19 protein-coding genes are annotated in these 21,696 nt (G+C 39.6%); 9 read left to right on the forward strand and 10 right to left on the reverse strand.

The genetic code is table 11. The features are described from left to right. Positions 1-10: 10 nt before the first annotated feature. From BM192_RS14215 to BM192_RS14225, 3 genes are all read right to left on the reverse strand, one after another. A complete protein-coding gene (locus BM192_RS14215) occupies positions 11-3,052 on the reverse strand; it encodes a SusC/RagA family TonB-linked outer membrane protein (RefSeq protein ID WP_037438668.1) in 3,042 nt (1,013 codons plus the stop codon). A gap of 362 nt (positions 3,053-3,414) precedes the next feature. After that, positions 3,415-6,714 (reverse strand): TonB-dependent receptor, encoded by a 3,300-nt coding sequence (locus BM192_RS14220; protein ID WP_037438666.1) that lies wholly within the window; start codon positions 6,712-6,714, stop codon positions 3,415-3,417. 309 nt (positions 6,715-7,023) lie between these two features. Next, complete coding sequence (locus BM192_RS14225) at positions 7,024-7,434, reverse strand: VOC family protein (protein WP_037438664.1); 411 nt, start codon at positions 7,432-7,434, stop codon at positions 7,024-7,026. A 199-nt stretch (positions 7,435-7,633) separates the two neighbouring features. Between BM192_RS14225 and BM192_RS14230 the strand changes: the two genes are divergently transcribed. The 4 genes from BM192_RS14230 to BM192_RS14245 all read left to right on the forward strand — a co-directional run bounded on the left by BM192_RS14230 (position 7,634) and on the right by BM192_RS14245 (position 10,692). Then, positions 7,634-8,764 (forward strand): acyltransferase family protein, encoded by a 1,131-nt coding sequence (locus BM192_RS14230; RefSeq protein ID WP_051759645.1) that lies wholly within the window; start codon positions 7,634-7,636, stop codon positions 8,762-8,764. Next, entirely contained in the window at positions 8,736-9,638 is a 903-nt protein-coding gene (locus BM192_RS14235) for a GNAT family N-acetyltransferase (RefSeq protein ID WP_037438661.1), read from the forward strand. The genes BM192_RS14230 and BM192_RS14235 overlap by 29 nt, the downstream gene beginning before the upstream one ends. Positions 9,639-9,679: 41 nt before the next feature. Then, the gene (locus BM192_RS14240; RefSeq protein WP_037438659.1) at positions 9,680-10,360 is read left to right on the forward strand and encodes a VIT1/CCC1 transporter family protein; all 681 of its coding nucleotides are present in this window, start codon (positions 9,680-9,682) and stop codon (positions 10,358-10,360) included. Positions 10,361-10,500: 140 nt separating this feature from the next. After that, the gene (locus BM192_RS14245; protein ID WP_139218450.1) at positions 10,501-10,692 is read left to right on the forward strand and encodes a hypothetical protein; all 192 of its coding nucleotides are present in this window, start codon (positions 10,501-10,503) and stop codon (positions 10,690-10,692) included. On the opposite strand, the gene BM192_RS14250 is transcribed toward BM192_RS14245, so the two are convergent. Both BM192_RS14250 and BM192_RS14255 read right to left on the reverse strand, forming a co-directional pair. Continuing rightward, complete coding sequence (locus BM192_RS14250; protein ID WP_037438655.1) at positions 10,674-11,015, reverse strand: hypothetical protein; 342 nt, start codon at positions 11,013-11,015, stop codon at positions 10,674-10,676. The genes BM192_RS14245 and BM192_RS14250 overlap by 19 nt on opposite strands. Then, on the reverse strand, positions 11,012-11,596 hold the full coding sequence (locus BM192_RS14255; RefSeq protein WP_051759644.1) for an RNA polymerase sigma factor: 585 nt from the start codon (positions 11,594-11,596) through the stop codon (positions 11,012-11,014). Before BM192_RS14255 ends, BM192_RS14250 begins: the two co-directional genes overlap by 4 nt. A gap of 96 nt (positions 11,597-11,692) precedes the next feature. Between BM192_RS14255 and BM192_RS14260 the strand changes: the two genes are divergently transcribed. From BM192_RS14260 to BM192_RS14270, 3 genes are all read left to right on the forward strand, one after another. Beyond that, the gene (locus BM192_RS14260; RefSeq protein ID WP_037438653.1) at positions 11,693-12,022 is read left to right on the forward strand and encodes a DUF6249 domain-containing protein; all 330 of its coding nucleotides are present in this window, start codon (positions 11,693-11,695) and stop codon (positions 12,020-12,022) included. A 39-nt stretch (positions 12,023-12,061) separates the two neighbouring features. Beyond that, positions 12,062-13,729, forward strand: coding sequence for a serine hydrolase (locus BM192_RS14265; protein WP_051759640.1), 1,668 nt, complete (start codon positions 12,062-12,064; stop codon positions 13,727-13,729). A gap of 188 nt (positions 13,730-13,917) precedes the next feature. After that, positions 13,918-16,134, forward strand: a complete 2,217-nt coding sequence (locus tag BM192_RS14270) for a DUF7133 domain-containing protein (RefSeq protein WP_051759639.1) — start codon at positions 13,918-13,920, stop codon at positions 16,132-16,134. 54 nt (positions 16,135-16,188) lie between these two features. Here BM192_RS14270 and BM192_RS21215 read toward each other — a convergent pair whose 3' ends face one another. Together BM192_RS21215 and BM192_RS21220 are read right to left on the reverse strand one after the other, a co-directional pair. Next, positions 16,189-16,752 carry a serine hydrolase gene (locus BM192_RS21215; protein ID WP_262496550.1) on the reverse strand — a complete coding sequence of 188 codons (564 nt, stop codon included), beginning with the start codon at positions 16,750-16,752 and terminating at the stop codon, positions 16,189-16,191. Between the two features lie 74 nt (positions 16,753-16,826). Then, positions 16,827-17,405, reverse strand: a complete 579-nt coding sequence (locus tag BM192_RS21220) for a serine hydrolase domain-containing protein (RefSeq protein WP_201771352.1) — start codon at positions 17,403-17,405, stop codon at positions 16,827-16,829. A gap of 201 nt (positions 17,406-17,606) precedes the next feature. Here BM192_RS21220 and BM192_RS14280 point away from each other — a divergent pair, with 201 nt between their 5' ends. Both BM192_RS14280 and BM192_RS21370 read left to right on the forward strand, forming a co-directional pair. Beyond that, positions 17,607-18,062, forward strand: coding sequence for a hypothetical protein (locus tag BM192_RS14280; protein ID WP_139218451.1), 456 nt, complete (start codon positions 17,607-17,609; stop codon positions 18,060-18,062). Beyond that, a complete protein-coding gene (locus BM192_RS21370; protein ID WP_394358796.1) occupies positions 18,055-18,378 on the forward strand; it encodes a DUF6973 domain-containing protein in 324 nt (107 codons plus the stop codon). The genes BM192_RS14280 and BM192_RS21370 overlap by 8 nt, the downstream gene beginning before the upstream one ends. A gap of 622 nt (positions 18,379-19,000) precedes the next feature. Here BM192_RS21370 and BM192_RS14295 read toward each other — a convergent pair. From BM192_RS14295 to BM192_RS14305, 3 genes are all read right to left on the reverse strand, one after another. Next, positions 19,001-19,939, reverse strand: a complete 939-nt coding sequence (locus BM192_RS14295) for a helix-turn-helix domain-containing protein (RefSeq protein ID WP_037438644.1) — start codon at positions 19,937-19,939, stop codon at positions 19,001-19,003. 9 nt (positions 19,940-19,948) lie between these two features. Next, on the reverse strand, positions 19,949-20,782 hold the full coding sequence (locus BM192_RS14300; protein ID WP_037438642.1) for an SDR family NAD(P)-dependent oxidoreductase: 834 nt from the start codon (positions 20,780-20,782) through the stop codon (positions 19,949-19,951). 124 nt (positions 20,783-20,906) lie between these two features. Next, positions 20,907-21,692, reverse strand: a complete 786-nt coding sequence (locus BM192_RS14305; RefSeq protein ID WP_083332066.1) for a type 1 glutamine amidotransferase domain-containing protein — start codon at positions 21,690-21,692, stop codon at positions 20,907-20,909. Between the last annotated feature and the right edge of the window lie 4 nt (positions 21,693-21,696).

Genomic DNA, 21,696 nt, shown 5'->3' on the forward strand with positions numbered 1-21,696 from the left:
GGATTAAATCTTAAAAGTTAAGTGTCAGTTTCGCGCTGTAAATGCGGTAAGCCGGGTAATCGTAAAAATCCTGATCGCCTTCCGGAGTTACTCCCGTAAAAGAAGTCCAGGTATATAAATTACGTCCGACCAGAGAGAATCTTGCTGCGCTCAGTGCTTTATGAATGCCTAAAGATTTTAAAGGTATTTTGTAACTCAGTGAGACTTCCCTCAATGACACATAACTACTTTTCCTGAGCCAGTAATCTGTCGTTTGCTGCGCGTTGAAAACCCCTGTAGTAAAGGCTAAAGGTAGTCCTGCTTCCGCAGCCTGATCTGAAAATGGCGATCTATACTGGTAAGTGAGATACTGCTGGGTCTCATTATACTTCTGCCCACCTTGTTTCCAGTCCAGCACTGTATAAAGCGACAGTGGCCCAAGGTTGAACGTATTAGAAAATCCGATCACAAAATCTGGTTGTGCATCCCCTATGACTTTGGAGTTTCCGGTCGCTGCATTTTCGTAAAGTAAAGGAGTTTCAGTTGCAGTGCCCATCTGGCTCTTCAAAACTACAAAGCCTAATTTATTGACTGTAAAATCTGACAATGGATGAATCCCTCCAGCTGCGTTGGTAACAACGTTATTATTATTTGTCTCGAGTTGAGACAGATTTGTCAGAATACTATATCCGTAAAAGGCAAATGGGCTTACACCTTCTGCTTTCCGGAAATCACCGTCTGTAAACTCAGGGATCCCGCCTAAAGAGGTTATCGTAGAACGGATACGGCTAAATGTCAACCCTGAATTCCAGGTAAACCTGCTGTTGGTAATTAAATTACCGTTCACCTCCAGCTCGAGTGAATTTGATTTCACAGCACCCAGGTTGCTATAAATTTTTGCTGATCCATTCGTTGGGGCAAAGGGAGGCACAAGAATAAAATCATTTTTACTATTAGAGAATGCATAGTTAGCCTGCACATTGATTTTATTAAAAAACTGTGCGTCAATTCCAAATTCCAGTTCTGAAGTAATAGCGCGTTTAAGGTCTGTATTTTCGCGACGCTGATAGCTTACACCACCTGAACTGGTTAAAGAAACAAGACTTTCTTTAGCACCAAATGGCGGCAGACTTCCTGCTTTACCATAAGCTACCCGGAACTTAAGTTCATTAAGCTTACCAAGATTTACATCCTGAGTTAACCGGTAAGCTGCAGAAACTCTTGGGAAAAATGCTGTTCCTACAGCGGTTCCGAATCTGGAGCTGTTATCCAGACGTCCTAATACATCTAAAAAGAACTTCTCTTTCCAACCAGCTTTCAGGTTCAAAAAGTAACCGTAATTCACAGTTTGCTCCCATGTAGATTTAATATCACGCGTATCTGCTGCTGCTGCTTCGAGACTTTTAACGGGGGCACTCAGGTTGTAACCGGAAGCAGATAATGAGGTCTCCCGGTTTTCTTCATAAACTGTTTTTAAAGTGGCTCCAAATTCCAGATCACCGATACTGTTATTATAGTTTAACTGTGCCTGGCCGTTTTTGGAATTTATTTTACGATCAAGCTCACCATAATAACCGTTATTACGGGTAATATCTGCTGAGATTGTCTGATACCCGATAGGATAATAATCAGACTGATTATAATTCTCATTTTGTATGGATCCGTATACTTCTGCACTCAGCTTATCGGAAATCTTATATCTCACTTTCAATCCGGCAAGCAGGTTATCGGTATTATTTGCATATTCCCGGTAGCTAAGCTGGTAAAAAGGATTATTTACATTGAAATTCTGAATGTCAAATCCATAGGGTTTGAATGCATATTTACCGCTTGCATCTTTTTCCTGAAGGTTGATAAACGGTTCATATAATGATGTCGCATACAGTAAAGAACCGCTCCCGCTTGAGGTAATAGACGCCGATGGTTTCACAGTATTAAAATACTGCAGGGTCAGGTCAAATTCCAGATTCTTTACTGGTTTATAACCAAAATTGAACAATGCAGTCTGACGCTTATCGGCACCAACTGGTTCTGCAACCCCTCCTTTATACTGGTTCTGAAAGGATGCATATAAGTTATATTTCTCCTCGGAAGTGGATACCGAAACGTAATTGGTAAAATATGGATTGTTATTCAGCATATTATTTACGTTGTCATAGGTGTTCTGGTACGGATGCAGGTTTAACGAGAAACCGTTTTCTTGTACATCCAGGGTTCTGGCATTGCCGTTTAAGACGAATGACCCATCAGGATTAACTTTAAAGTGGTGAAACTTTGAAGTCGGAGGCACATTCTGTACATTACTTAACCCAAGTTCATTATCAATAACTATATTGACCTTACCCATTCCACGGCCTTTTTTTGTGAGGACCTGAATGATCCCGCCTTCACCCCTGGTTCCATATAAAGCGGATGCCGCAGCCCCCTTTACAATCTCAATAGATTCGATATCCTGGGGGTTCAGGTCTGAAAGGCTTAAAGCTGTTACAAATCCGTCTATAACCAGCAATGGTGCAATATTTCCAGACACGGATTTCGCCCCCCTGAGGTATACTGTTGCATCTCCGTTACCTGCAGACTGGCTAATCTGAATTCCGGCTACCTTTCCTCGCAAACTCTGGGCAGCATCTGTACCGGGAACCGTATTAATCTGATCGGTACTGATTTTTGTGAGTGCGAAGCCCAGTTTCTTCCGGCTGGTACCTTCGGCTACGCCGGTAACGACCACATCTGACAAAGTTTTTGAGTCTTCCTGTAAGGTGATTTGCAAATTCGTATTCCCCCTCGCTGGAAGAACCCTGGGCAGATATCCTATAAAATTTACGCTGATACTGTCTGAGCCAGCAGGTAAGTTAAGGGCGAATTCCCCTTTATGGTCGGTAATGGTTCCTGCTTTTGTGCCTTTGACTTTAATGGTTGCACCGGAAATGGGTAATTTATCGTTCTGTCCGGTTACACGGCCCCTTATTTCCTGGCCTGAGACCTGAAAACTAAATAAAATTACTGTAGAGAACAGCCATATTATCTTGTGGAAATGGCATAGCTGTTTCTGAACATGGAGAAATATTCGCATATTTAAAATGGTTTTTTAATGATTTAATTAATTAACTGGAAGATTCCGGTGCGTGATTGGCGTTACATTACCGGTTTCTGATACTAAGCCGGCAAGATATTCTTGCCGGTTTGTTTTTGTCTGGTAAGTTTATTTCATATGTTTCTTTAAGGTGGTTTAAAAAGTGGACGAATCCCTCAGTCTTTCTTTATAAGAATAATGATGAAGAATACAGTAATCGGCACAAATATATAAATAGACTACTAAATTACTAGTCTTTTAAGGGATTAAATATAATTCTCTTACAGACCAGGTTAAAGTGCATAAAAAACCCGGCTGATTGTGTAATCAGCCGGGTTTAAAAAGTTTGAAGGAACTAAGTATTAAAAGCTGTATCTCAAGCCAAACTGCATTTGAAAACGGGAACCAAAGAAGTCTTTTGAATAGGTACTCGTATTTGCCTGATCAAATGTATAAGTTGGATTTACCGTAGCGGAACCAGGAGTTGCTGCTTTTAAACCAATACTTGCCATAGAGTTATAAGTATTTGGAGAGAAATATTGAACACCCCAGTTTTTATTAAGCAGGTTCGTCAGGTTTACAATATCATAAGTAAAAGTAAGGCTCTGCTTTTTAGCACCACTTCCTGCAACAAAGATATCCTGTGAGAAACGAAAATCTGCCTGTACGTTCCACGGCGTGCGCGCTCCGTTGCGTTCTGTGAACTGACCTCTTCTTGTTTTCAGATACTTATCATCATCAATAAACGAATCGAAAGCTGCTACCTGACTGGCAGCCGTTACCAATACCGCTCCGTTCGCATCTTTCAGATCGGTAATGAAATTAGCCGTTTCTCCAGCTTTTGGAATATACATTAAACTTACGTTCTGCCCTGTTCCATTGATTGTAGTATTTAGTAATCCATAAGAATATGGTGAACCTGATTGTGCACTGAAGAACAGCGAGAAGTTCGACACATACTTACTCTCACGATCCCAGGCATGTCTGAAATTAAGGGTCGCCACAATACGGTTACGGATGTCAAAATTGGAATAAGCCAGTTGCGGATTATTCGGACTTAATGACTGGTTCAACTGCCAGTTGGATTCCATTGAGTTACGGATACCATTAGTGATATCTTTTGACTGTCCGTAAGTATAAGCTCCCATTATATCAAGACCGAAAGGGAATGATTTACTTACCTGACCGGTTAAGCTGTAACGATATCCTTTTCCTGTATTTGACAATAGATAGGCATTGCTATAAGCTGAATTAATCGCCTGGTTATTATTCGCTTTCTGATAAATCGGCTGCTGATGATTTACATCATAAGGATAGTAAATCGGGTTATCCAGGAAGTTAATCTGTTGAAATTTAAGATCGTGTATAACTTTAGTATAAATACCTTCTACCGTAAACTTCCAGTTATCATCTGTCTTATAATCAAATGCCAGACTTGTTCTCCAAGTTTTCGGCATTTTAAAGTTATTGTCAATCAGATCGACCTGAGTCGCCCCATTGGCATCATTAACATTTACACCTTGCTTAGAAACGTAACCTGCCTCACCGTTTCCGGTTAATGCGTCTTTAATCGGGTCTGAACCTGGTGCCGGCTTTACTGGTGAGGAACCTGTATAAGTATATTTCTTATCAAATCCGCCGTAAGTAACTCCATTATTATAATAAGCATAACCTAACCATGCGAATGGAACACGTCCGGTGAATAATCCGCTACCTCCGCGTAATACCATCTTCTGATCACCATTAATATCATAGTTAAAACCAACTCTTGGTGAGATCTGAATCTGTCCCAGGAAATCATTTTTAATATCTTTTGGAAGTGTGTAGGTAAATGTGTTGCCGTAATTAGGATCTACAGGCGCATTGACTGTTTTATCGCTCAAAGGCTGTTTGTTCGGCAGATCTGCCAGATCGAAACGCACACCGTAAGTTAATTTAAAACGGTCTGTCACCTGGTATTGATCTTCTCCGTATACGCTATACATATTCAGCTTAAATTCCGCCGGTGGATTAGACATAATATAATCCCTTGAATTGTCTGTATAATTAAAGTTTGTACGGACGCGGTTTGGTTTATTGGCCAGGAAATCTGCAACATTTGAATAAGCAACCCTACCGTTCCATGCATTTACAAAACCATAGTTGATATTATACAATTCATTGTGTGTACCTATTGTGAAAGTATGTTTTCCTTTGGTAAAAGTATAGTTATCCGTGAATTCAAAAGTCTTTTGCTTCATATTGAATATACTGGCTTCGCGGTCTGTGCCCAAAAAGATAGTTCCACCGCGTCCGCCGATTTCTATTTGTGGAATAGCAGGATCTGAAGTTGGGTCTCTGAAATCATGAATATTGGAATACCCGATTACCAGACTATTAGAAGCATCATTCGATAGTCTGCTTTTTAATTCAGCAACTGTGGAACTCTGATTGTTAGTTTGTTTATAGTCTATACCGCCAAATCTGAAGTTGGCCTGATCACGCTCTAAATTCGTCGCTGTAGAGCGAATGGTATTATTACGGATCGTTAACTGATTTTTATCGTTAATGTTCCAGTCCAAACGGTTAAAGAACTTATTTGATTTCGCATAGATATTATAATCTCCTGCTGAACCTGCATCAATTCCATAATTGGTCTTCATGTAATTGGTAATCAGGTTTGCCTCATCGGCAGTAATTACTTTCATATCGGGAGATCCTGCACCTAAAATAACCGGATCCTGACGTCTGGTGATCTCTTCATTAGTAAAGAAGAACAGTTTGTTTTTAATGATCGGGAACCCTAATCTGAATCCGGTCTGATAATCATGGAAGGACGATGGCTCTTTACTATTATCACCAGCTTTATTTCTGCCAATCAATGATGCGTTACGCCCATAACCATAAATGGATCCTGAAACATCGTTGGTACCGGAGCGTGTAACAGCATTTACACTACCGCCCGTAAAATTTCCAATTTTCACATCATAAGGTGCCAGCAGAACCTGAACATCCTGGATTGCATCTATAGACACCGGATTAGTCCTGGTACTGCTTCCTGGCATGCCCGAACTCCCACTTTGCCCACCTAAGGACGGGCTGAAGCCAATCGCATCGTTATTAATTGCACCATCAATAGTAACATTATTATACCTGAAGTTCGTTCCAACAAAAGAGTTGTCTTTACTCCCCTGTGGAGTAACCCGCGTTACATCTGTCAAACTCCGGCTTACTGTAGGCATATTTTTAATCTGCTCTTCGCCGATACGGGTACCCGCACCTATTTTAGTACCACCTCTTGTGCCTGCCACTACAACTTCGCCAAGCTGCGTACCTTCATCTTCTAGTGTGATATCAAGACGCTGATCTGCACCCAGACTGAGATTGATATTTTCTTTTTCCTGTTTACTGTAGCCTACATAACTGACCGTTACTTTATATGGTCCACCGGGGTTTAAATTATTTACCCGGTAAGCACCTTCTGCGCTGGTCATTGCACCGTATTTTGTACCGGTAGGTACATGAATAATGAGTACGCTTGCTCCCGGAATAGCTTCCCCTTTAGCATCGCGTACTTTACCGTTCATACTTGATGTAGTTACCTGTGCGCTTACGCTGAATCCTGCACATATAAGTACCATCAGGATTAAGTGTTTTAAGTTGATAGTAAGTATCCTCTTCATTTTGCTGATTTTGTTTTCCCAAAAAAAGCGACCCAAGATGATCTTAACATTAATTCCATGTTAATCTATTTCTGAATTAACATGGAATTAAAATGAGGTTAAAACGGAATTAAAACTAAATTAAAACAGGCCTCTGAAGTATTTATTGCAAAGATCGGTAAAACATCATTGAACGATCTTCTTAAAGAGCCCCTTTCCAATCCCCTTAATTTCCGGTTAAGTGTATATTAAATTTATGTTAACATGATCAGATTTGGAAGGAAACCTGCGGGAACCAATAAATTTCCGCTTAAAATTCACCTGATTTTATCAATTCATAGAGTGAAAACCAATCGGATTTCCTTCTGTGTCAGCGCAAATCCCGCAGAATCCATACTGCCCTATCGACATCTTCTGGTTAAGCACCTTTCCACCCGCTGCTTCGACACGCGATATTTCCAGGGCACAGTCGTCACATTCAAAATAAATAAGTGATCCACCTTTACCAGGCCCCATCATTGATGATTTAACTAGAGCCCCACTAATACCTGGTGCATCCATTACTCCTGGAAAAAACAGCATTTCATAATTTTCATCACACTCTTCTTCATTCCCAACTACCTCGGGTTTAGGCATATGCTGCATTTCAATATCCAGCACAGTCTGATAAAACTGTTGGGCTCTGCCCATGTCTTCTACATAAATCTCTGCCCATGCAAAAGGATTTTTAAAATTTGTCATCTCTTTAAGGTTTTTGTTTTGTCCACATATATTGTCCTCGCGCCAGAGGATTGATTTCTGTTCTATATAAAGATCAGTTTAATTCACCGGGAAATTGATAGGCAAAAAGGACAAAAGAAAGGTGTGTTTGAGTCAATCCTTAACGCTGTAAATTGATAGAATGGTTATTATTTGTTAACCTTGATAGTATATATTCCAAATGACTGTACACACTACAACCCAAAACACATTGCAAAGCAAAAAACACTTTGAAATTCTGGATGGCCTCCGAGGGGTTGCAGCTATCGCAATTGTGCTCTTTCATTTTATGGAAGTGGCTTATTCGGATTTCAGCCAGAATTTTATCGCACATGGTTTTTTGGCTGTAGACTTTTTTTTCTGCCTGTCAGGCTTCGTGATCGGATATGCATATGATGACCGGATTGGTAAAATGGGCCTCACCGCTTTTTTTAAAACCAGACTGATCAGATTACATCCGCTGGTTATTCTGGGTTCTGTACTGGGTCTGCTGGCTTTCCTTTATGATCCATTTGGTGGTCATCCGGAGTTATACAGTACCGGAAAAATTGTTATCATTTTCTTCAGTTCAATCCTGCTTATTCCCTATCCGGTTGTAGATGAACGTTTCTTCAATCTTTTTGCCCTTAATGCACCATCATGGTCTTTATTCTGGGAATATATGGCAAATCTGGTCTATGCTTTTATACTTTGCAGAACTGGCCGCAACATTATATTTTTACTAACAGCAATTGCGGCAGTTGCCGTATTTACCGTTGGTTATCAGAAAGGTTCTTTATTGGGTGGTTGGGATGGTTCCAGTTTCTGGGATGGTTTTATCCGGATTTCTTATTCTTTTCTCGCCGGGTTATTAGTTTACCGGTCTAACTGGATTATTAAAAATAAACTTGGTTTTTCCGGACTCGCTATTTTGTTACTACTTGCATTTATTATGCCTCATTCGGAGTGGAACTGGCTCACACAACCGCTTGTCGTACTCTTTTACTTCCCACTTCTTATTTCGTTAGGGGCTGGAGCTGCACTCAGTGAAGGGCTTAAAAAGATTTGCTTGTTCTCCGGACAGATTTCTTATCCTTTATACATGACACATTATGCCGTGATATGGATGTTCTTTAATTATTATACAACCCATAAACCCGGACCTGCACAGTTATTCTGGATTATTTCCGGCGGCATTATACTATTAATTACCTTTGCATATCTTGCAATGATACTTTACGACATCCCGGTGCGCAATTATCTGACCCGAAAATTTAAAAAAGGACAAATTACTCTTGCAGCATATGAGAAAAACAACAATAATCCACGATAATGAGTATGAAATCGTAAGTGCCTACAGAGATAATACGCTACTGAGGCACAGCTTCAATGACTTAACTCAGCAAACTTATAAATTTGACTTTGAAAATTGGTTTAACCTGGGATACTGGGGTGAAAACTATATACCCTACTCCTTAGTAAAAGACACTAAAATCGTAGCAAATATTTCCGTGAACATTATTGACTTTGATGTTCATGGAGACAGAAAGCAATATATTCAAATAGGAACGGTAATGACTGATAGAGATCACCGCAATCTCGGTATGAGCAGGTTCCTGATGGAGCTCGTCCTCAATGAATGGGAGTCTGAAACAGATTTGATCTATCTATTTGCAAATAATACTGTTCTGGATTTCTACCCTAAATTTGGATTCCAGTCCATCAGTGAATATGAATATACAAAGTCCGGTCCTTTTGGAAGAACTAACACCGGAGTTGTACAACTGGATATGTCCGATGCAACGGCCCGGCAAACCTTATATGATATTGTCGACAAATCTGTGATATCTGCAAAACTATCCATGCTGAACAATCCTAACCTTGTCTTATTTTACTGCACTTCTTTCATGCGGGACCAGGTTTTTTACATACCCGACTTACATGCAATTGCAATTGCAGAATTTGAAACAGGAATCTGCTACCTGCATGACATATTCTGCCGGGAACAAATTTCCCTGGATGATGTGATTAATTCAATTGTCCGTAGCGACACAAAAAAAGTAGTTCTAGGCTTTGCGCCTGCAGACTCTTCTGCCTATAATATTGAAATACTGACCACAGAACCCGATACGCTTTTTGTTAAACCGGGTATAGCTGAGCTTTTCGACCGGGAGCTATTAAGGTTTCCGGTCTTGTCTCATGCCTGATTTTAAGGCGTCTATTATTAGCTTTAAATTATAATATCATTATGGAACTTGAGGAACATTATACCAACAGGAGTGGATGGCTAAGGGCAGCAGTTTTAGGGGCTAATGATGGTATCCTGTCGACGACCAGTCTGGCTATCGGTATCGCTGCGGCGAGTACAACACGGGAACCTATTATCCTTGCGGCACTCGCCGGCCTTGTTGCCGGTGCACTCTCCATGGCGGCTGGAGAATATGTTTCTGTAAGCTCCCAGGCAGATATCGAAACCGCGGACCTGAACAGAGAAAAGAACGAACTGGATACAATGCCGGAAGTTGAGCTGAAGGAACTTGCGAAACTATACATAGAAAGGGGTTTGGATGAAGAGCTTGCCACGCAGGTGGCCATACAGCTTTCTGCCCACGATGCTTTAGGTGCACATGCTAAAGATGAACTTGGTATCAACGAAATTACCCAGGCTAAACCAATGCAGGCGGCCCTGGCTTCAGCAGCATCTTTTGTAACGGGTGGAATGCTTCCGATGTTGGTGTCGATCTTTGCCCCATTAGATCTAATGGTCGTCTACCAGTATAGTTTATCTATTATTTTCCTGGCCCTATCAGCATTGATCGCGGCTAAAGCCGGAGGTTCGAGCAAAAGCAAAGCAGTAATCAGGATCTGCTTCTGGGGAACCGCAGCAATGGCAATGACAGCATTGGTTGGCTATCTATTCGGGCAGTAAGATAATTTGCCTCACAAATTATCGCGCTTGAAGTATAAGAAAGAGTGCAAACCCTACGCGGATTACGATATAAAATGTATTATTTGATTCTTTTATTTTCTTTTAAAAACTGTTCCACTTTTTTTATCGTAATTGATAACATGATCGAAAGAATTGAAAGAGGAAACGTGTTTTTGTGTATAGAAGCTTTATATCTGAATTATATAGCTGTAGTATTTGAAAAAGGCAAAGTCTACTACGCACCAAAAGATAACACAATTGAAAATGAAGTCCACATTGCAGGATGGGATCATGACATTCTGAATAAACATTTTCAATTGGTGGAAATGTAGGTGAATTTATTCTGCATAGTTTTTTTTAGAATCAGAATTACTACAAATATCCCTAAAACAAATGCAGAACAGGAAATCATCATCCCTGCAACCAGCTGGAAAGGATTCATTTGATAAATTATCAATAAACAGGACACTATGACCATCGCAATAATCCATTTTCCCAATCGCTCCTCTTTTTTGTAGACAACTGAATACTTCACTTTGTAGCTCTGGAAAGTTATATATTTTAGTCGTTTTGAAAACTGCGCTGAAGGCTGGTCTTTCCCATATTTCTGTAAAATGGGATAAAGAGGCTCAGTATCAAATTTCATGTCTTTCATAGTTCCTTAGTTTCTGTCTGTAATAATATTTTCAACTCCGTTTCGAGCTGTTTCCTCGCCCTTAAAAGTCGCATCTTAACTGCCGATGTTTGGAGATTTGTTATTTTTGTAATTTCTGAAACCGATTGTTCAGCAATATAATAAAGTGTAATAATTAACCTGTCCTCGTCTTTTATTTTACTCAATGCCAGGTCTATATACTTTTTTCTATCTGCTTCCAACAATAAGTTCCAGCTTGCATTCCCCTGATCTATATATTCATTCCTTTCCAGGTCATCATAGATATCGCAAGTGACCGGTTTTTGGCCGCTGATCTTTGTTAAGGCAGTGTTATACACAATTCTGTAGAGCCAGCTTGAAAATTTAGCCGTTTTTTTAAAATCGCTTAAGGACCGGAATGCTTTAACAAAAGAATCCTGTACAATTTCCTCTGCATCTTCATTATTCCGAACAATTTTAAAAGCGATCGTATAAGCCATATTCTGGTATTCGTCTACAAGATATTCTAAACCTTCCCGCTCACCCCGAATTGCTTTGCCAAGAAAATATTCATCCTGTTTAATTTTCCCGTTGAATACCATCGTTTCATTAGACTATCATACGACTCATTTGGTCACAGTTGTGACCAATTATTATAAACCCAGGTCTTATAGGGAAATGAATTAATTAAAAGCATTATGCAAATCACATCGGCTGCACTTCTCATTTCCATAGCACTTGTTGTTTTTGGAATAGCGTATTATTATTTTACAACCAGGCACAAAGAGCGCATGGCCATTATTGAAAATAAATTATCATCGGATACTTTTAAAGGTACCGAGAATTATCTTCCATTTATTTTACTGCTGAGCACTATGAGTATAGGTATTTCCGCAGGAATCATGGCGGGTATGGCTATCATTTCTCTGGGTTTTACCACAAACGATTATGTAATGCCAGCTTGTATTTTTCTTTTTCTGGGCCTGGGCTTACTAACCGGATATTTTTTACTCAAGCCTAAAGGCTAGCGCTAAACGATTAAATAAAACCTTCTTCAATTTACGAAAATGAAAACATCATTAATGCTACTGATATGGCCTGTCATGGCCATATTTACACCAACATATACTTTTTGTCAGAATAACGAGAAGGTTTTTGACTCCTTATTACATGCGCAATTCCCAGCAAGCGGGCCTGGCGGAACAGTATTGATAGCCCGGGATAAAGAAATCATTTATAATAAAGCATTTGGCCAATCCAATATCGAACTCAATATTCCAATGACAGTTGATAATGTGTTTAGGATAGGCTCTATTACGAAACAATTTACTGCGGTTGCCATATTGAAACTAGCCGAGGAAGGTAAGCTCAATTTACTGGATGAAGTAACCAAATTTATCCCGGATTACCCTTCTCCTGGAAAAAACATCACCATCGCGAACTTACTTAGCCATACTTCGGGAATAAAGAATTATACCGGAATAAGCAAATTTACAAAGGAGTTGAAAAGAACTGATTTAACACCAAAAGCACTGGTAGAGTTATTCAAAGATGAAACTCCTGACTTTAGCCCGGGAACTGCTTACCGGTACAGCAATTCCAATTATGTACTATTAGGATATATTATCGAGCTGATTACCGGAGACAGCTATGGCAGTTATATAGACAAGACATTTTTCCGGCCTCTGGGGATGAAGAATTCGTACTATGATAGTTCTTCGAGAATTATTCCACAACGCACTTCAGGCTACAGGTATATAAATGGAGAATATGAAAATGCTGAGTTTTTAAGCATGACGCTCCCCTACGCGGCCGGATCGCTCCTTTCGACAACAGGTGACATGCTGATCTGGTATAATGCTTTAATGAGCGGCAAAGTTATACGCTTGTCAGACCTTAGCCCTGCACACCATTCTTATCAATTAATTAATGGAAAACTAACGGGTTATGGATATGGTTGGGAAATCGGGAATGTTCAGGGAGAAACCACTATTAAACATACCGGGGTTGTTAACGGTTATGTCACTTATGTAAGCTATCTGCCTGCGGAAAAAATATTCATTGCCATTTTCTCAAATGTTGAAAGTATAGGTGATCTGGATATTCCGGGGTCTAAAATTGCCGGATATCTTCTGGGCAAACCATTTAACTTTCGGCGCCTTAACGTGTCCGAGGACGACTTAAAAGTTTATCAGGCCGTGTACCACAATGAATACGATGGTGATAAAATAATAGCCTGTGAGAACGGACGCTTATCTTTTTTCACTAAGGGAGGACAGAAACAGCTATTGATCCCTTACAAAAAGGATGGATTTTATTTAGATCAGACATTAACCACTATTCAATTTAACAGAGACCAGAAAGGTAAAATAGAGGGATATGAAATGACCGGTACAGGTCTGACTACCAAATGGAACAAAATAAACCAGAATATAAAAGCTAAAAACAGGCTGAACGTGTCAGCAAAGGTTCTGGCGACTTATGCAGGCCGATATCTTTTTAAACCCGCTATGGTTTTCGAGATCGTTGTAGAAAACGATCGGATTTATGGCAAAGTAGGCGCCGACAAAAAAGAGCTCATTCCTTACGAGAAAAATAAATTCTATGCGCTGGATATTGATGCGACCATCATCTTTAACTTAAATGCAGATGCCAAAATAGTTAGTCTGACGAAAATTCAAAATAATGAAATGTTTGCTACGCGAATCGAAGAAACCGGTAGTTTAAAGAATTAATTTTAAAATCATATCGCCTCCGGACTGGTTGAATGTAACATCCCTCTGACGATTACAATTCTATTAATAGATATTACGCATTAATGAATAATTAATCCTTTATTAAGCGCTAATTATAAAATGATTAGCGCTTAATCGCTAAATCTTTTTAGCATTCCAGAAATTAACCAATTATAAATTAGAATTAGATGAGTTACACCAAATTCCACCTTGCGTGGATACTAGGGATTTTTATGCTAACCTGTGCCTGTAAAAGCAAAAACAAGATAAAGCGTGATGCTTCAGGGAACATTATTGTCAATACAGACCCTTCCTCTGACTATTTATCGCCAGCGGAGAGTATGGAAACTATACATATGCCAGAAGGTTATAGTCTGCAACTAGTGGCCAGCGAGCCAATGATTCACGAACCCGTCGCGATTGCATGGGATGCTAATGGTCGTTTATTCGTAGCAGAAATGAATACCTATATGCAGGATATTGATGGCTCAGATGAGATGAAGCCCATTTGTACTGTTAAACGCCTGGAAGATACCGATGGTGACGGCGTAATGGATAAAGCAGTTGTATTTATTGACAGCCTGGTTTTACCCCGCATGATACTCGCGCTGGATGACCGTTTGCTCGTTAACGAGACTAACTCAAATAATATTTATAGTTACCGGGATACCGACGGGGACGGCATTGCTGATGAAAAGAAGCTGGTATTTCGCAATGATGTGATTAGCACCTCTAATCTGGAACACCAAAAAAGTGGTTTAATCTGGAATCTGGATAACCGTATGTATGTGACCGTCGAAGATGTCAGATATAAATATGAGAATGGCATGCTCAAGGCAGAACAGCTACATGAAGGTCCGGGTGGTCAGTGGGGACTGGGAAATGACGATTACGGTCGCTTGTACTTCTCTGCTGCGGGAGGTGAAACTCCAGCTTTGAATTTTCAGCAAAACCCATCTTTTGGAAGGCTCGATTTCGAAGATCAGTATGATGATGAATTTCAATCTGTATGGCCAATTATTTCGACGCCAGATGTGCAGGGTGGTCTACCCCGTTTGCGTGCTGACAGTACGCTTAACCATTTTACTGCCTGTACAGGACAGTCCATTTACCGTGGCCATACACTTCCTGCCGATTTAAAAGGTGACCTGCTTATTTGCGAACCCGTAGGCAGACTGGTGCGAAGGGCTAAAATCACGAATACAGATGGGAAGATTACAATGCAGAATGCCTACGACAAACAAGAATTTATGGCATCAACAGATATGAATTTCCGACCGGTAAACAGTGCAACCGGGCCAGATGGATCTTTATATATTGTAGATATGTACAGGGGTATTATTCAGGAAGGCGAATGGACTAAACTTGGCACCTACCTGCGTACACAGATCCTAAATAAAAAATTGGATAAAAATATCGGGCGAGGGCGTATATACCGGGTTGTTTACGACGGGATAAAACCAGATAAAACAGCTCCAAAAATGTTAAGCCAACCATCATCCGAATTAGTACAGTACCTGTCTCATCCAAATGGATGGTGGCGAGACAATGCGCAGAAGCTAATGGTAGTTAGAGCTGACAAGAGTGTCGTTCCGGCACTGAAAAAGCTGGCATTAGCATCACCAGTACAACTGGCCCGGATTCATGCACTCTGGACACTAGACGGTCTGAATTCTCTGGATCAGGAAACACTGAAGGCCTCTCTTCGGGATAAAGATGCAGAAGTTCGTAAAACAGCAGTCTGGATTGCAGCAGATGCCGTAAAAAACGGTGACACTAAACTCATCAATATTTTAGAACCGCTTAAGGATGATCCTAGTGCCGATGTACGTTTTCAACTTGCGTTAACCCTGCGTTTCAACAAGTCAGATAAAGCACAGTCTATCATTCGGGAAATGATTGCGCACCGTCCGGGTAATGAGATCATGACAGCCTCTGAAAATAAGTATCAAAGCAGCCTGCATGCAAAAGCATTATCAGCGAAGAATGCTAATTTAATGGAAGAAGCAGACCGTAAACTGGTTTTACAGGGATCGCTTACGTTTAAACAGCTTTGTACGGCATGCCATGGTGCTGAAGGTAAAGGGGCTATTAATGGTGGAAAAGACATGCCTGCGCCTCCGCTTGCAGGCAATAAAAATGTGACAGGTGATCCCGAGAAACTGATTAAGATATTGCTTCACGGCCTGCATGGACCTATCAATGGCAAAAATTATACAGATGTCATGCCTGCACTTGGTGGTAATGATGATGAATATATCGCTTCGGCATTAAGCTATATTCGGAATGACCTTGGTAATAAAGCAAGCGTCGTCAAAGCTGATGACGTAAAAAAAGTACGTGAGGCTACAAAAGGAAGAACTTCCAGCTGGACCTGGGCAGAACTTAACGCAGCTAAGAAGTAATATTTAACCGCCGGTACCATGGTGCGGCACAATTCTGGTGCCGGCAGTTATAATTTATTTTTGAACAAGCTTATTATTATAGGGTATATAATTTTCCCATTTCCATGGTGTGTATTCATCACCAATTGTGGTCTCAAGTAAGTCTTTAAAAATGCTTTCGCCATTATCACTGTTGGTCATAATAATTATACCAGTGCCGATTTCTGGAAAGACAATACAATAATGCTGAAATCCATCGCCGTGGCCTTCCTTAAAAGCCCCCCAACCATAAGGTGATTTAAGTAAGCCCCAGCCTAATCCGTAACTTAAGGAAATAGCATCATAAGCAGAGGTATCTTTCCGGGACAGTGGACCAAATTGGTTAACTGAACGCAAACGGATCTGTGGCTTAAACATTTCATCCCTTAGCGTTTTCTTAAGCCCCTTTCCCTGCAGCAACGTTTCTACAAATGCAGTATAGTCGTCGAGAGTCGTCTCCAGCGTACTTGCAGAGCGTGCTTCATTATCCTTGTCTTTCTCATAAGATTTACCTTCCTGATTATATCCGAGCGCATAGTCTCCTTCAAATTTCGGCAACCATGTGTAGGCAGAATTTTTCATACCAAACTGCTTATATATTTTTGTTCCATGAGTTGTTCAAGAGACTTACCTGTAACCTTTTCGATAACAGTCTGCAAATAAACCAGGCCTTCTCAGGAATAGCTGTACCTGCTGCCGGGTACGGATGCGATCTTCAGTTTCTGGTCGGGATTGTCCCAACGCCAGTTAGGGAATCCGGTAGTATGATCAAGACACATTCTTGCGGTTATCTTCCTGTAAAGTGTATCTGTACGCAGATCGTTATAGTTATCCTGCCATTTCGTTTTCTGCGGATATTCATAAATTGGTTTAGGTAAATAATCCTGCAGTGGTTTGTCGAGATCAATTATCCCCTCTTCTACCAGCTTCATGACTAATACGGCGAACACAGTTTTACTGAGTGATGCACCATAAATACTCATCGATGAGTGTAATTTCGCACCAGAGTCATTAGCCGTACCAAATGCTTCTTTATAGATCAATTTATCACTATTGAAAATGGCCATTTCTAATCCTTTAACCTTTGCCTGCCCCATTAAAAAAATAACATGACGGCGAATAGAATCAGTATTTACTGAGGTTCCGTCAATCCTTTTGACAGACTGTCCCTGTATCATTGAGGGAGATACACGAAATAAAGAAATTAGTAGAGTAACCGCCCGCAGTTTACCTGCAATTTCAATTCTTTTCATCAGATTTTCTTTAATCTAATATATCATTTAATCGGCTGATTTTAACGAGCCAATTTATATGCGGTTAAACGCACCAAACACCAACAAGATAACAGGCAAAATTTAAAGTTATTTTTATTAACAATTACTTAACAAAAAGTTCGCTCGGCCTATCATTGCAATCAATACTTTTGTGTATAGATGAATTTAATTAAAAAATTAATGAATTTAAAAACAATTGCATTGTTCATAGTAATGACTGCTCTATGGTCATGTAAAAAAGATAACGAGAAAGAACAAGCTCTCAATCAATCCGATATTCATTTATCGATGGAAATAGCCAAGGACCTACTAAGTAACTTTGAAAGTCGAGAAAAAAGCAATCTTCGGGAATCTATACCCCGTAACTTGATTTCTTCGAAAAACAGAATTGATTGGCAAAAAGCTAAAGAGTATATGTTAAATGGTTATAAAATTATAGAGGTACCTTATAAGAGAGATACATTAACATTTCGGAATTACAGTTATGAACCATATTCAAAAAATACCGGATACAGCGAGATCAAAAATATCCAAACCAAACTACTTATTAGCGAAAAGAATTTAGGGTCAACGATATCGATAGATATAATAAATTATATCCCTAAAAAAAACACATCACTAAACACTAATATTTAGAGCAGACGCATTCAGACATGCCTATTTTCACTTATGGAACACCTATAGTTTAGGTCGAGATTTAGCCAAGCAATTAGGAGATGCACATGAAAATAACTTATATATATCAGAATTCGATGAATTGTCCAGATCGATGGATTTATTCAATAATTATGCAGGAAGAGAAGCAATAGAATCCATAAGCCCTAATTTTGTATTTGATAGGCAGACAGAATTTATTCAAATTATTAAATATCTAGTTGATAGTGGTCAAATGAGATATATAAAGAAGAATTCAGATGGTACTTATTATTTACAGGACACTAATGTATATTAACATATGAAAAACACGTATTTCATTTTTATCTTTTTGGTTAGTATCGTATTTGGATGTAGGAGTGATAAAAATCTGACAAAAATAGATCTAAATTCTATAGTTAAACAAAAGTGTATACTACTAAATAAGTCTGCACAAGATTCAATAAACTTAAACCTGTGTTCGATGATCCCGTTAAAATGGGATAGTATTATTGTGTTGACGCCATATATTCCTATAGCTAAATTAAGGGATTTACCGTTAAAGAACTCAAATTTATTAAGCAGCTTTTATAAAGAGCTGGATGATACAAGTCTGACCTTATTATACATACACAAAAATCAAATTTTAGGTTACAGTATTTACACAAGAGATATTGATATTATAGCTGTCAGTCAAAAAAAATACTATGGGCATATGATCGTAACTAAAGATCAGTGCAATTATTTATTCATTAAAAAAGACACAACCGGACAGGATAAGTATATTATTACGTACTCGAATGAAAGTAAGGAGACTTAATGATCAATGATAAACCAGCATACTCCCTGCCTTTCTCCCATCAACCCTCAGATATTATAGGAATGGAATATCGCTTTAATGGAACAGGCGCAATAAAAAATACGAAATTTATCAAAGACGGTCAGGTGACCGGTCTTTGAGTTTCGAATGACTGTCTATAAGCCAGAGGTGTGACACTGGTCTTGTTTTTAAACAACTTGTTAAAAGACTGAGGATAGTCAAATCCAAATCCATAGGCAATCTCACTTACCGACCTATTGGTTGTAGCTAATATTTGTTTTGCCTTCTCAATCAAATGATTATCAATATGCTGTTTTGTACTCATGCCGGTGAGATTTCTAAGCATATCACTTAAATAATTTGGTGAGACATTCAGTTTATCTGAAAGGTATTTAACCCCCGGCAAGCCAGCCTGCTGAATGAGTTCGCTCTCAAAATAATCAGAGAGCAAAATTTCCAGTGCGCCCAGCAAATCCCGGTTGACTTTTTTACGGGTAATAAACTGACGGTTATAATACCTGTTGCAATACGTCAGCAATAGCTCAATCTGCGAAATGATCACATCCTGCGAGAAATGGTCGATTACAGACCGGTATTCCTTCTCTATATTTTTAAAAATATCCGTTATTGATATCTCTTCATCCTGGGATAGATGAAGGGCTTCGCTAACGGAATAAGAAAAGTAACCATACTTTTTTATATTTTTTCCCAACCCGTAATTTGCAATGAAATCAGGATGAATGACCAACCAGTGACCAGATAACTTCAGCCCTGGCACAATATCAGTGGTGACTACTTGCATGGGCGAGAAAAAAGTCATCACTCCTTCATCAAAATCATAATACTGCTGCCCGTATTTCATCTTCCCCTCGAAATTCTTCTTAATTGCTATACAATAAAAGTTATAAGCAACGCTCCTCAATGTTTCTTCTTCAAAGCATTTGATCTCTTCGAAATTGATCACACTGACGAGCGGATGTTTAGGTTTAGCGATGTCAAGCAGCCGGTGCAATTCTGTGGTAGAATTGATAATATAAGGTTTATGAGCTGCTTTTTTCATTGGTTATTTTTAATCAAAATTTGTCGACAGTGTCAGATGTTTCCATAACTCAAATTCTGTTGCTTCTTTTTCACGGTGTTCTTTCAACAAATGGTATGTATCCGGCCCTAATAGTAAACGTACCGGCGGATTTTCCATTGCTGCTACTTCTGTCAAAATTCTCACCAGTTTTTCCGGATCACCTATTTGTTGCCCGCTGAAGCTGCTCCAGGTCTCTTCTGCCTTATCTAACCCATAGACATCAATTCTGTTTTTAGCGAACATCATAGATCCCTTCTCCATAAAACTCGTTCTGAACTGTCCAGGTGCGACTAAGGTAACTTTAATACCAAATGCACTGACTTCCTGTGCTAATCCTTCTGATAAGCCTACGACAGCAAACTTGGCCGCATTATAGCTCGTTGCATTGGCAAAGCCTACGTAGCCAGCATTTGAAGATATATTGATGATATGTCCGGAATTCTGCGTCCTCAGAGAAGGCATTACATTCCTGATGACATTGACGGTTCCGAAAAGATTCACATCAAGTGTTGCCCGAAATTCCTGATCCGACATTTCTTCCATGCTGCCTACCAGTGAATAGCCTGCATTATTTACGATAACATCTAATTTACCGAAATAAGCAATACTTCGCTCAATTGCATGCCGTACGTCTTTATCGGAGGTGAGATCTACTTTCAGCGGAAGAAAGTTTTCATCAGGCTGACTAATTTGTTCCTCAAGTTCTTTAATGCTTCTCGATGTTGCAACCACCTTATCTCCATTTGACAATGCCAGCTTAGCCAGTGCCAGGCCAAGCCCTTTTGAAGCTCCGGTGATAAACCATACTTTTTGATTACTCATAATTAAAATCTTAATGATGATACAAAGCTCGTATAGTCAAAAGTTATAGAAGTATCCAAATCTCTTGGGTTTGTATTCAAATGCCGGATCATTTCATTGGCGACCCGGCATTATCTTTAATATTTTACTTTGATAAAGAAGCAATTATTTTTTCTGCGACTAATTCTGCTGAAGCCGGATTCTGTCCTGTAATTAAAAGACCGTCCTGAACGGCGAATGGCGCCCAATCTGCACCTTTTTCATACTTTGCTCCTCTTTCAATAAGCATATCTTCTAATAAAAACGGAGTCATATCTACCGACTGTCCGGCATTTTCCTCGCTGTTAGTAAATCCAGAAACAGTTTTTCCGCTAATGAGGTAGCCACCGTCTTTGGTTTTTACGTTTTTCAATGCTGCGGGAGCATGGCAAACTAAAGCTACAGGCTTTCCATCATCATAGAACGACCCGATCAACGAGATTGAAATCTTATTTTCCGGCAGGTCCCACATCGGGCCGTGTCCGCCAGGATAAAATATCGCGTCATAATCTTCAGCCCGAACACTTTCCAGTGTCACTGTATTATTTAATAATTTCTGTGCATCCGGGTCATTAAGAAATTTCTTAACTGAAGCAGTGGCATAATCTCCAGTAATACTCTTAGGATCCAGAGGGGTTTTGCCTCCTTTGGGCGAAGCGATAGTTACCTTTATTCCTTTCTCATTAAAAATATAATACGGAGTCGTGAATTCCTCTGCCCACAATCCTGTTTTAGTACCATTTTTAACCTCACCGAAAGAAGTGACTACGATTAGAACCTTTTTATTTTTCATATAAATTTTGTTTTTGTTACTACTCTCTGGACTTTGCGCAAATGTTTGCAGCGTTAAGACCGAGAGCATGATCATTAGATATTTGATATTACTTTTCATATGC

It is taken from the genome of Pedobacter antarcticus (assembly GCF_900112985.1).
GTDB lineage: Bacteria > Bacteroidota > Bacteroidia > Sphingobacteriales > Sphingobacteriaceae > Pedobacter > Pedobacter antarcticus.